The following is a 12,523-nucleotide window of genomic DNA, read 5'->3' as shown; positions in this document are numbered from 1 at the left end:
ATGTTTTTTAATGGTATGATTAAATGGAAAGTAAGTGAAAATATAGATATTGGATATGGAACATCAACTTAATAAAAGGGGTGGTTGGATGTTAGTCAAGGATTATATGATCAAAGAGGTATATGTGGCTCGCCCGAATTTTACATTAAAGGAAATCATGGGGCTCTTTATAGAAAATAAGGTTGGTGGGGTTCCTGTGGTCGATGATCAGGATAAGCTTCTAGGGATGGTATCGGATGGAGATATTTTACGTTACCTGGCACCCGCGGAAGAATCCGTCAAGGGATATTACACGTACATCACGATTTTGCCTGGCGAAAACCTGGACGAAAAGGTCGCCTCTAAAATGAATGATAAAGTCTCGCAAATTATTAAGAATAAGAAAATCACGAAGTTATCCCCGGAAGATCCATTGTCTGATTTGATAAAGGTCATATCAAAACACCACTTCAAGAAAATCCCGGTGGTGGATGAACATAATAAGGTTGTCGGGATAATTAGCAGGGGAGATGCGCTACGGGCCCTTTATAAAGAGTTCGTCCAAAAGCTATAGTATTAAGTATGAAAATGAAATGGGGCTGTCCCAAAAGGGATAATTACACCGAAATTGAATAAATGGTAAAAGGCAGAAACGTTGATTTAACAACATTTCTGCCTCTTTATTTTTGTCAAATTCCCTGGAATAAAGACTTATTAGACAGCCCCATTTTTGTCGATTCACCCGATTTGGATCACTCGGGATTTGAATCAACCGCCTTGTCTTTCTCTGTTTCTCCTTTTAATCTTTTTTCCTTTAATTTGAAATAAGCATCCATCGCCCTTTCACCAATCCGCTTGTTGATATCATCTGCGGCGGAACCTTGGTAAACCCATGGTGCTACGACGGAAAACGCCACTTCTGGTTTATTGTGTGGGGCGTAGCCTACAAGCGTTAGATTGATAGTTGGTTCGGGTTCGCTATATTCATTTCTTCGAGGCCCGTCATAAAAGGCCTGGGCCGTCCCTGTTTTCGCAGCCGGGCGGTATGACTTGCCGGCAAAAGCACTATATGCCGTTCCACCAGGTTCCTGTGCAACCTGTCTAAAGCCTTCTTGGACACGTTGAATCCAAATTTCTTCCCCGCCCAGATCGTTTAAAACTTTCGGACTCACCGATTGAAATACAGATCCCAATTCCCCATGCTTATCGGAAGGGTTCCTGATTTCCTTAACAACATGAGGCTCAAGTCTTTGTCCACCATTAGCAATCGTCGATACGTACTGTGCCAATTGCATCGGTGTATAGGTATCATACTGTCCAATGGATAAATCGAGTAGCAATCCATCTGTCGAAGTATCGACCCCTTTAAATCCCGCCGATTCATTGGGAAGGTCGATGCCCGTACGAACGCCTAAACCAAATTGGGCATAATGGTTTCTTAGTGTGGTAAAGGACCCACTCTTAAGACCTAACTTTTGATGTGGACTATAATGACCCCCGCCAATCTTGATTGCCGTTAGGAACATATAGACGTTCGATGATTTTTTTAATGCAGTTACATCTGATAGATACCCCAAGTTGCTATATGACTTTTTGGGTTTAGCCCCAGCCAGATAAAGTGGCTGGTCATACAAGGTTGTCCCGGGAGAGATGACCCCTGTTTGAAAACCTGTGTAAACCGTCGCCCCTTTTACAGAGGAACCCATCGTATAAGATGTGGTAATTGTTCCAAGGGCAAAATCGTTAATCTCGGTCGCACCGGTTTTAGCGTTGTGCCCGTATTGTTTCCCGGACATTGCCAGGACTTCGCCAGTATTAGGATCCATTAAAACGACGAAGGCACGATCTAACAAATATGTATTACCCTTTGCTTTCGTTCTTCTTAACTCCGTTTCAATGATTTCGTCTACTATTTGCTGCAGCTCCATATCGATGGTCAGGACCAGGTCCTTTCCACTTTCTCCGTCAGTCACGGGAATCGTGTCAACCACTTCGCCTTTACTTAAGATGTTTTCCACTTTCGCCTTTTTCCCACGGAGGACATCTTCATATTGTTTCTCAATATAACTTTTTCCGACTCGATCATTCCGGGTATAGTCACGGGCTAGATAATAGTCTAGATTTTCGCTAGGAAGCCCTTCTTCGGAAGAGGACACTTTTCCGAGTACCGACCGCAACGTTTCATCATATTTATAGGTCCTATCCCAATCCGTCGTAACATCGACACCAGGAAGGTCGGATAAATGCTCACTGACCCTGGCGAATTCTTTTTTGGTCACGCCTTTATTCTTAACGATGGATGGGGTAAGTGCGTATCCACTATTAAACTCTCGAAAAATTGCGAGAACTTCCAATTCATCCTTGGTGAATTCTTTGATGTTTTCTTCGGTTATTCGCTCTAATTGAAGTTCATATAACTTTTTTTCTTTCCACTTATTTTCTTCGACTTTCTTCCGTTCCGCTTTTGTAATCAAAGCCTCCGCTTTTTTAGGATTTTTTAAGATCCAGAAATCCTTCCTATCCCGCTCCGTAATTTTTTTCGTATCCTTTTTTATCAAGGTAGCGAGGATTTCGGCCGTTTCTAGCATTTCTGCTGTCTTTGTATTTGGATATTTCGTATAGGTGATCGCATTAAGAGGATCATTATCGACGACTGGGTTCAAGTACCGGTCGTACATTTTACCACGGGGAACGGGGCTGTTGACCACATCATTTTCGGTTCGATCCACCTCGCGTAAATAATTATCTCCATAAACAATTTGAACGATACCCAGCCTTATAACCAGGGCGGAAAATAATATGAATATGAAAAAGAACATAAAGTTCAGTCGGAAAGGAATTGGATTCTTTTTTTTCTTTTCTTTCTTCATTTAGGTCATTCCCTTCTTAATCAAAAGTAAAAAATTCCTAAATCTAATGATATATAAAAACAGCCTATATATCTATGGTTATTCCATAAAATTATTTAATTAGAAAAAATAGGTTAGAAGAATAAGAGAATAACCAGGAGAATTCGGGAGGACGAGAAGAAAGAAGCAGAGGATGAGGGGGAGTATGTGCCCTTTTAGATGGGGGCTGGAACGCCGCCAAATTAACTGCGAATTTCCCTTCTTAAGGAATTATAAGGAATATACGGAATGCGAGCAATGCCTAATTGGCTTCTTTTCCCTTTGGTGTTAGCGAATAACTCATACGGTCGGATACGCTGATTACTTCATTGAAATATCCGCAAAGTTCAAGCCACTTTTCAGGATAAATCGTGATAAAACGTTCCATTGTTTCGATTGAATGCAGGACAAGGCAATCAATTTGCTTTACTTGTTTATTCTGCAGGTTAAAGAGAAGTACATGAGGGATGGTGTAATACGGATAGAGCTGATATGGGTTCAGTATGACCGGAGAAATATTCTTTTCTTCTATATACTTGTCCGTCATGATTTTTTGGATTGCAAAACTCTCACTCGGATGTAAGTCTCCTATGGCGTGATTCGGATTCATCAGTACAATGCCTCTCATTTGGTTTCTCCCCTTCTTTTTGGTACTCATTGTTTCCAAATGATGGGGGTTGTATTCGTAATGAGAGGCATGGATTCAAATGAAAGATTTCAGTTCATTGATGGTCTTTAAGTGTTGGACATTTTCTAACACCTTGCTTGTCAGGTCCACCTTTTGAACAAACGGCAAGTCTTGTAAATCATAAATGAAGGCTTCTTTCGTAAACCAATCAGTCCGGGGCAAAGGGAAAACCGGACGATCACTCCAGGCGGTGGGGAGGGTTGGGCTGTATACCTTCGATTCCACGCTGGAAATGGATGTAGAGGTATACACATCATCCCAATAGTCTGCCCGGGAAGCGGTGTGAGGATGATTGGTTGCGAATTGCTCGACACCTTGTAGGATCATGGGGTGTTGAAAGAGAAGCTGGTATAGGGTCTTGCCGGTCTTGATTCGTTGAAGGGGATCAGCAAATCGCGAAACGGTCAGGCCGGTTAATGAATAGCGCTTTTTCTGGTATGCATAAGGAAAGAGCACCGTCGTAAAGCCTAAAAGTTCCTGTAGCCGGAAATCGAGCCTCCGGAGGATTTCACCATGACGGGAGCGTTTCAATACGCGTTCTTCCAGCATCCTTTGTTCATTGATAATGAGGGCGTTTGTTAAAAGTGGAGAATGGGGCTCATGGATAAAGGACTCCCATATGGGGGCCATGAAGTTGGAGATATGGAAGATCCGCAAATATTTCCTTAAGGGAATATTTTTTTGCTTGGCCTTTTCATATAAAAGGAGCTGTGGAAAGGCATCGGCAAAAATGGCCGAATTTGCCCGTTCTAGGAAAAGGAAGAATTTTTGCCGATCCTCGCTGTTGAGAAGATGGGTCATGGAAGAACTGGCCAAGTCCGTCATATGATAGCCACCGTTCCTAGAAACCATATGAGCTAAAAAAGACCAATGCACCTCGGGGTTTCGCTTGTAATAGGAAAGGTAAGCTTGAGTCCTGGTCACGTTATTCCGGTTCTGGGCCGCAGTCTCAGCCCGGATGTTTTTTATAAGGGAGGATTCTTCAGGAAAGAAAATGATGGATTCTTCCGTAGGCTGCTTAAGCTCGAGTTCCAATCTGGATTTCAATGCATCGAAATTCCCGGCATCCAAGACGGGATGAATCTTTTGTGGAGCTCCACCTAACAGCTTCTGCACATATTGCGAGAACATACAATCACCACGAATGTTTTTCGGTTAGTATATGCAGAGCAGTCAAGAAAGGGGCGTTGCTCCTGTAGAGCCATCGTACTAGATCAACGGTTCTTTTTCTTCTTATTCAAATACATGATGATATAGTAGACGACCCAGAAAAGCCCAACTGGAATGAAAGCTAACGGACTGTATTTTTCGGGAACGACAAATGCAATGAAAATGGATAGTAATAAAAATGGAACAGCCAGTAGTATATAGCTTCTCCAATTCATAGAATGAACCTCCTTTAGGGTTACGTTATCCCTATAGGATAAATGATTATTCAACAATAATCTAGAAAAGTCACAATTGACAAAAATATACACCCGTAGTAATCTTTAAAAACAAGTTAATTATTTCCAATGTATCTTTGAAAGGAGGAGGACGTCATGACGAAATTCGATAAGCAAAAAGAAGCAATGATCGTATATTTTCATACGTCAGCCTGGCCCGAAACATTGTCTATATAAGTAATAGACTTATATGTTTCTTTGGATAGCATGTGCGCAGGTTGTGGATATTCGCGGCCTGCTTTTTGATGCGTTTTCTTACGCATATTGAAAGCTTCTGCTAAATGATGCGGGAGCTTTTCCTGTTTAGAGAGCATTGTGGGCAGGCCAGTATCCTTTCCGTATACATGTGTAAGAGGAGGAAGGTCAAGGGGGGCAAAGCTTTGGGATATCTGCTTCGAGCGGGAGAGCCAAATAGTGGCCAATCAACCTTGGTGGTGACTACATAAGGAGGAGGAATTCATGTTTGCGATATTCAAGAAGCTGAGCTGGTTCTTTAAAGAGCAGTGGCGGCGGTATACCTTGGCTATTATCTTTTTATGTTTGGTAAATGTAATGGAAGTCATCCCCCCACGGCTCATTGGGAATGCCATCGATGATATGAACAATGGCAATATGACCCAAGATGCCTTGGTGCGGTATGTTACTTATTTGCTTGTTCTTATGTGTGTCAGCTATTTATTTGGATACTTATGGAGTTACCTTTTATTTGGTGGCGGGAATTTGGTCGAAAGGAAGATCAGGTCAGGATTCATGGGGCATTTATTGAAGATGACACCGACCTTTTACGAGAAAAACCGTACTGGTGATCTGATGGCAAGGGCGACCAATGATTTAAAAGCCATCTCGCAAACGGCTGGTTTCGGAATATTGACACTGGTCGACTCGGTCGTCTTCACATTCATGGTCGTCATCATGATGGGCGTGACCGTCAGTTGGCAGCTAACGATCGCGGCTATACTGCCCCTACCCATCATGGCCCTCATGATGCAGATTTATGTGAAGAAAATTTATAAGCGATTTACGGATGCACAATCAGCATTCGGTGAGCTGAATGACAAAGTGTTGGAGTCCATTTCCGGCGTGCGTGTCATACGTGCATACGTCCAGGAAAGGGAAGATGAAAAGAGATTCGATGAGATGACGGAGAATGTTTATCGCAAAAACCTGGCAGTGGCAAAGATCGATGCCCTTTTCGATCCGACGATCACCATCATCATCGGCATTAGTTACTTAATCGGCCTTGGATACGGAGCGTACCTTGTTTTTCAACAAGCCATCACGCTTGGAGGCCTTGTATCATTCAATGTATACCTAGGCATGTTGATTTGGCCAATGATTGCCGTAGGCGAATTAATCAATGTCATGCAAAGGGGGAATGCATCTTTAGACCGTGTTCAAGAAACCCTTTCCTATGAAGCCGATGTGAAAAATCCATTGAAGCCCGGGCAATCTTTGAACGGGGATGATATCGCGTTTCATCAAGTGAGTTTTACCTACCCTTCTTCAAAAGTGGTGAATCTGTCTGATATATCGGTTCAACTGGAACAAGGTCGCACTTTAGGGATTGTCGGTAAAACAGGAAGCGGGAAAACGACGTTCGTGAAGCAATTGCTGAGGGAATACCCACTGGGAAGCGGGGAAGTCGTATTTGCGGGAATGCCGATTGAACAGCTTGAACTCGGGGATGTCCGCGGCAAAATCGGGTATGTCCCACAGGATCACTTTTTATTTTCAAGGTCCGTGAAAGATAATATCCTCTTCGGAAAACTGGACGCCTCGGAAGAAGAGCTTGCAGAAGCAATCCGACTTGCAGATTTCGAGAAGGATGTAACGATGCTACCTAACCGGCTTGAAACGCTCGTCGGTGAAAAGGGGGTCGCTCTATCAGGAGGACAGAAACAGCGGATATCGATAGCAAGAGCCTTGATTAAAAATCCGGAAATCCTGATCCTGGATGATTCCCTTTCAGCCGTGGATGCTAAAACGGAAACGACGATCATCAAAAATATCCAAAATGAACGGGCGGGGAAAACGACAATCATCACGACCCACCGCTTATCGGCCGTTCAACATGCGGACCATATCATCGTCCTCGACAATGGGACGATTATCGAAGAGGGTACACATGCAAGTTTACTCAAGCAAGAAGGCTGGTATAAGGAGCAATATGAGCGGCAACAAGTTAATGAAGGAACGGAGGTCGGGGCATGAAGGTTGTAAAAAAACTCGTTCAATATGCTTCCCTTTACAAAAAGATAATCATCGGAGCACTGATCATGCTGGCCCTTTCCGTTGCCGCCGATTTAAGCGGTCCATTCGTCGCTAAAAAAATCATCGATTCTCATATAATGGGAATCGAATCATCTTGGCATGAAACGGAAAAAGGGCAAGATGCCGTGGAATACGAAAATCACTGGTACAAAAGGGATGCCTATTTTTCAAAAGGGGAAGAGAAAGGGAAAGAGGTCCGGGTGCTACAGGTCGGTAGCCAATTCGTCTTCGTCGATAAAGCGGTCCCGGTGGATGGGCGCCGCAGTTTAGATGGTAATACATTAGTCATTGAAAAAGGCGGAAAAGAAACGAGGACGGCATTTGAACCCTTATCAACCCAGGAATTGATGGGGTTTTATCAACCGGAAATTCCAAGGATATTGGGACTGGTCGCTTTTTATTTCGGTCTAGTCCTCATTTCCTCCGTCTTTCAATACGGACAGAGCTTTTATTTACAGAAAGCCGCCAACCGGATTATCCAGCGGATGAGAAATGATATTTTCACCCACATTTCCCGTTTGCCAATCCGCTATTTTGACAATATGCCTGCTGGTAAGGTCGTTGCCAGGGTCACAAATGATACAGAGGCCATCCGCGAATTATATGTAACCGTCCTGGCCAATTTCTTTTCGAGTACGATCAACATTATCGGTGTACTTATTGCCTTATACATTTTGGATGCACGTGCGGGTCTCATGGGTCTCCTACTTGTTCCCATCATTATTATCTGGACGAAGGTATATCGTAAATTCGCCTCGAAATATAATCATATCATTCGGGAACGAGTCAGTGATATCAATGGGATGATCAATGAATCGATTTCAGGAATGAATATCATTCAAGCATTCGGACGTGAAAAGGAAACGAAACAGTCATTTGAAACCTTGAACCGAGATCATTACTTTTATCAAAACAAGATGCTTCATTTGAATTCCTTGACGGGGGGAAACTTGATTGGAGTCATCAAGGTTATCGCACTCATCGCATTTGTATGGTATTTTGGCGGGATGTCGCTTACAGCGACCTCAGCCGTTTCACTCGGGATGATGTATGCCATCGTCGACTTGATCAGCCGACTGCTTCATCCGTTACATGGAATCGTCAATCAGTTCGCGAACCTGGAACAGGCATTGGTTGCGGGGGAGAGGGCTTTCAGTCTGTTGGATGAGCCGGGCATTCAGGTCAGCGATCGAAACATTCCCAGATATAAAGGCAATGTGGCATTCGAACATGTATCGTTTGGCTATAAGGAAAATGAATATGTCTTAAAGGACATATCCTTTTCAGCTAGTCAGGGAGAAACGGTCGCATTGGTGGGCCATACTGGTTCAGGGAAAAGTTCCATCATGAATTTACTGTTCCGTTTTTATGACAGCAATGAGGGGACCATTAAGATTGATGGAAAGGATATTTTGGATATCCCCCATCAAACCTTAAGGGAACATATGGGGATCGTCCTTCAGGATCCTTACTTATTCACGGGAACGATTGCTTCCAATATCAGTCTAGGCCAGGAAAGGATCACAAGGGCCACCATAGAAAAAGCGTTAAAGGATGTTGGTGGAGATAAAGTGTTGCGGCATTTGCCATTAGGGCTTGATGAACCGGTGATTGAAAAAGGTGGGACATTGTCCTCGGGACAACGACAGCTGATTTCCTTTGCTCGCGCCCTGGCCTTCGATCCGGCGATTTTGATCTTGGACGAAGCAACGGCGAGCATCGATACGGAAACAGAGGCCATCATCCAAGAAGGCATGGAAGTGTTGAAAAAAGGAAGAACGACTTTCATCATCGCGCATCGATTATCCACGATCAAGAATGCCGACCAGATTCTCGTATTGGATAAAGGGCGGATAGTGGAACAGGGGACACACGAAGGGTTGATGGAACAAAAGGGGAAATACTATCAAATGTATGAACTGCAGGCTGGACCTAATAAGGGGATGGCTGGATAGATTCATAATATGTAGGATGAAAAAGAAGAGGGGCATTTGCTCCTCTTCTTTCTCATTTGCTCATATAGATTACATTTCCTTGTAAACAAATTCTCGGTATTTTACAAACTCATTCTTCTTATAAAAGTTCCTTGCAATTTCGTTATCGAACCAATAATCCAGTTCAATCCTGTTAATGCCGTTTTCTTTTGCAAAATCAGTAATTCTATCCATTAACGTAGTAGCATATCCTTTTCTTCTTTGACTATCCACTATACTTATTTGATGAACATATACAGATTTATACGCTTTTTTAAATGCATTTTCGGGAAGGTTTCTTAACTCAATCCAAGCATATCCCAAAGGTTTTCCTTCATCCTCCAACTTCAGGAAAGTGAATTCGTCTCGATGGATGATTCCTTGGAAAAAAGCTTTAACTTCTTGGAAGTTATATGGCTTAAAATAATCAGGATATAAATTCGCATGTATATCGTGCACGTATTTATTCAATCTAGCAAGTAATTCATAATCGTCTGTTCGATCGATTTTCAAATCCTTTTCTCCTTTGAAATATCCTGAATTAAAATCCTAACATTACTTGTTCCTTTTATCCTTCTCATCCGTTTATTTAGTAGAAACGGCCTGTCTTTCTGTACTTTTCTTAAGGGCTAAATCAAAGTCCCTGATCAAATCATCAGGATTTTCCAAACCGACGGACAAGCGAAGCAAGCTGTTCGTGATGCCGCGTTTTTCCCTTTCTTCTGCAGGCATGGCCGCATGGGACATTTTAGCCGGGTAAGATAGAATCGATTCGACGGCCCCGAGGCTTACAGCAAACACGGGTAACTCGACATGGTTTACGAACGAGCGGAAAATTTCTTCGCTTTCCAATTCGAATGATAGAACAGCTCCCGCTCCCCTGGCTTGATTTTCCTGGATGCCGTGTTGTGGGTGGTCGGAAAGACCAGGGTAATACACGTTTTTCACTAACGGTTGCTGTTTTAAATATTCCGCAATTCTCTCAGCACCTTTTTGAGAGTGCTCCATCCGGACGGATAGGGTTTTCAGACCTCTCATCACAAGCCAGGCATCCTGAACACCGAGCACCGCTCCAAAAGAGTTTTGGAGGGAACCAAGTCTATCGGCAAGGTCCGGGTCTTTTACGACGGCAAGGCCTGCTACGACATCACTATGTCCAGACAAAAATTTTGTTGCACTGTGCAGGACAATATCGGCCCCGAGGTTTAACGGTCTTTGCAGGGCAGGTGTCAGGAATGTATTGTCTACAAAGCTTAATGCGCCAATGCTTTTGGCGATATCACATACCGCTTTAATATCGGTTACTTTAAGCAAGGGATTGGAAGGCGTTTCAATATAGATTGCTCGCGTATTTGGCTGGATGGCCGCTTTTACACTTTCAAGATCCGTCATATCCACGAAGGTATGTTCGATGTTAAAACGGGTCAGCACGGTTGTTACCATTCGGAATGTGCCTCCGTATACATCTTCAGAGATGACGATATGGTCACCGGCAGAAAGCAGGAGGAAAGCCGTTGAAATGGCAGCCATCCCGGATGAAAAAGCGAATCCGCGCGTGCCTTCTTCCAGTTCCGCAATGATATCTTCCAGTGCTTCTCGCGTCGGATTCCCGCTCCGGCTGTAATCGTATTTGCCAAATTGATCAATGTCGGTTTGATGGAAGGTGGAAGCATGCTGAATCGGAACACTCACCCCACCTGTTGTTGGATCGAATTTATGTTGGTTGTGTAGTAATTTGGTTTCAAAACTGAATTCTTGGTTTGTCATCGTATTGCCTCCTTTTTAACTTGAGCAAATGCCTGCTGCAGGTCTTCGATTAAATCTCCGCTGTCCTCGATGCCGACAGAGAATCGAAGGAGTCGATTGCAAACTCCATTTGCCGTTCTAACTTCAAGAGGCATATCGGCATGTGTCTGTGTCGCCGGATACGTGATGAAGCTTTCGACGCCACCAAGGCTTTCGGCAAATGAAATCAATGAAAGGGACTGTAGAAATGGGTTGACCACCGCTTCATCATTGACCCGGAATGAAATCATGCCGCCACGACCTGGATAGAGAACATCCGTTACACTTTCATGTTCCGTCAAATAATCAACGATAACCTTGGCGTTCTTTTCATGACGTTCCATTCTCAGTGCCAAGGTTTTCATCCCGCGCATCAACAGCCACGAATCAAATGGGCTCAAGACCGCACCCATACCATTATGGTGGAAAGCAAGGGACTCACATAACTCGGCGCCTTTTGCCACAATCAAGCCGGCCAACACGTCATTATGGCCACCTAGATATTTCGTTGCACTGTGAATCACGATGTCAGCACCAAGTAAGAGGGGCTGTTGGATGATCGGCGTGTAAAAAGTATTGTCAACAATCAATAGTAAATTGTATTGTTTGGCAAGAGCGGCGACGGCTGGAATGTCCGTTTGCTGCATAAGAGGGTTTGTGGGAGTTTCAATAAAGATGGCCTTTGTTTGAGGGGTGATTGCTTTTTCAATATCCTCCAGGCAACATGTATTGACATATTCGCATTGTAGCCCCCATTTTTTAAAGCCATGCTCTAATAAACGATATGTACCGCCATATAAATCTTCGCTACTGATCCATGCATCCCCTGATTTGAATAAGGAAAGGATGGTGGCAATGGCAGCCATTCCCGAACTGCATGCATATCCTTGATCGCCATGTTCTAGTTTGGCGATCGATTGCTCCAATAGCTGGCGTGTAGGGTTTCCTGTTCGTGTATAGTCGAATCCTGTTGATTGACCAATTCCTTCGTGACGGAAAGCCGTCGAGAAGTAAACGGGCGGATTGACCGTTCCTGTCGCCGTTTCACTGCGGTTTCCAAGCTGAGCAAGATAGGTTTCTGTTTTGTACATAATTTTTCACTGCTCCTTTTAGTTAAATAAAATAAAAAAAGTCTTCTTTAAGAAGAAGACTTGAATAAGTAGGATAGAGTCATTCTTCTTATCTTCCAAGTTACACAAACTTGTGGAATTAGCACCTTTTCATTGGTTTGAAACAAATGAAGGTTGCTGAGGTGTCATAGGGCCATTCCCTCTACCTCTCTCGATAAGAGTTTTGATTATTCAATTTCTTTTGAATTTACTATAAATATAGGATTCTGTCAAGGACATTCCTAATAGACGGTTATTTGGGACTAGCTATTATGGAACATGTATCATGTTTCAGACTGTAGACAAACTCGATGAAAATCGACTTTGCCTACAGTCTTTTTTATTTTAAAATAAAAGTATTAAAACTTGAGGTGATAAAGATGCT

At 43.3% G+C, this 12,523-nt stretch carries 10 protein-coding genes and 1 riboswitch; of the genes, 3 read left to right on the top strand and 7 right to left on the bottom strand.

Annotated features, from left to right (window positions below; translation table 11 throughout):
* Positions 1–55 precede the first annotated feature (55 nt).
* On the top strand, positions 56–553 hold the full coding sequence (locus ACQKL6_RS11995; protein ID WP_427651168.1) for a CBS domain-containing protein: 498 nt from the start codon (positions 56–58) through the stop codon (positions 551–553).
* Positions 554–731: 178 nt separating this feature from the next.
* Here ACQKL6_RS11995 and ACQKL6_RS11990 read toward each other — a convergent pair whose 3' ends face one another.
* From ACQKL6_RS11990 to ACQKL6_RS11975, 4 genes are all read right to left on the bottom strand, one after another.
* Positions 732–2,849: a peptidoglycan D,D-transpeptidase FtsI family protein gene (locus ACQKL6_RS11990; RefSeq protein WP_402867655.1), complete on the bottom strand. Its 2,118-nt coding sequence runs from the start codon at positions 2,847–2,849 to the stop codon at positions 732–734.
* Positions 2,850–3,129: 280 nt separating this feature from the next.
* Positions 3,130–3,495: a hypothetical protein gene (locus ACQKL6_RS11985; protein ID WP_402867656.1), complete on the bottom strand. Its 366-nt coding sequence runs from the start codon at positions 3,493–3,495 to the stop codon at positions 3,130–3,132.
* Positions 3,496–3,570: 75 nt separating this feature from the next.
* Positions 3,571–4,686, bottom strand: a complete 1,116-nt coding sequence (locus ACQKL6_RS11980) for a DUF2515 family protein (RefSeq protein ID WP_427651167.1) — start codon at positions 4,684–4,686, stop codon at positions 3,571–3,573.
* Between the two features lie 83 nt (positions 4,687–4,769).
* On the bottom strand, positions 4,770–4,940 hold the full coding sequence (locus ACQKL6_RS11975; protein ID WP_402867658.1) for a hypothetical protein: 171 nt from the start codon (positions 4,938–4,940) through the stop codon (positions 4,770–4,772).
* 519 nt (positions 4,941–5,459) lie between these two features.
* On the opposite strand from ACQKL6_RS11975, the gene ACQKL6_RS11970 reads away from it, so the two are divergent.
* Together ACQKL6_RS11970 and ACQKL6_RS11965 are read left to right on the top strand one after the other, a co-directional pair.
* Positions 5,460–7,211, top strand: coding sequence for an ABC transporter ATP-binding protein (locus ACQKL6_RS11970; RefSeq protein ID WP_407407189.1), 1,752 nt, complete (start codon positions 5,460–5,462; stop codon positions 7,209–7,211).
* Positions 7,208–9,226 (top strand): ABC transporter ATP-binding protein, encoded by a 2,019-nt coding sequence (locus ACQKL6_RS11965; RefSeq protein WP_427651166.1) that lies wholly within the window; start codon positions 7,208–7,210, stop codon positions 9,224–9,226. Before ACQKL6_RS11970 ends, ACQKL6_RS11965 begins: the two co-directional genes overlap by 4 nt.
* A 69-nt stretch (positions 9,227–9,295) precedes the next feature.
* Here the strand turns inward: ACQKL6_RS11965 and ACQKL6_RS11960 are convergent, their stop codons facing one another.
* The 3 genes from ACQKL6_RS11960 to ACQKL6_RS11950 form a co-directional block, all read right to left on the bottom strand.
* Positions 9,296–9,757: a GNAT family N-acetyltransferase gene (locus ACQKL6_RS11960; protein WP_403123503.1), complete on the bottom strand. Its 462-nt coding sequence runs from the start codon at positions 9,755–9,757 to the stop codon at positions 9,296–9,298.
* A gap of 72 nt (positions 9,758–9,829) precedes the next feature.
* Entirely contained in the window at positions 9,830–11,011 is a 1,182-nt protein-coding gene (gene metC, locus ACQKL6_RS11955) for a cystathionine beta-lyase (protein WP_427651165.1), read from the bottom strand.
* Positions 11,008–12,120 carry a methionine biosynthesis PLP-dependent protein gene (locus ACQKL6_RS11950; protein WP_402867662.1) on the bottom strand — a complete coding sequence of 371 codons (1,113 nt, stop codon included), beginning with the start codon at positions 12,118–12,120 and terminating at the stop codon, positions 11,008–11,010. Before ACQKL6_RS11950 ends, metC begins: the two co-directional genes overlap by 4 nt.
* An 85-nt stretch (positions 12,121–12,205) precedes the next feature.
* A riboswitch (SAM riboswitch) is annotated at positions 12,206–12,320 on the bottom strand.
* Between the last annotated feature and the right edge of the window lie 203 nt (positions 12,321–12,523).

This window comes from Peribacillus sp. NPDC097197 (assembly GCF_050278025.1).
Classification (GTDB): domain Bacteria; phylum Bacillota; class Bacilli; order Bacillales; family DSM-1321; genus Peribacillus.
Note: the sequence above shows the minus strand (reverse complement) of the source record. Positions and strands in the feature narration are given on the sequence as shown.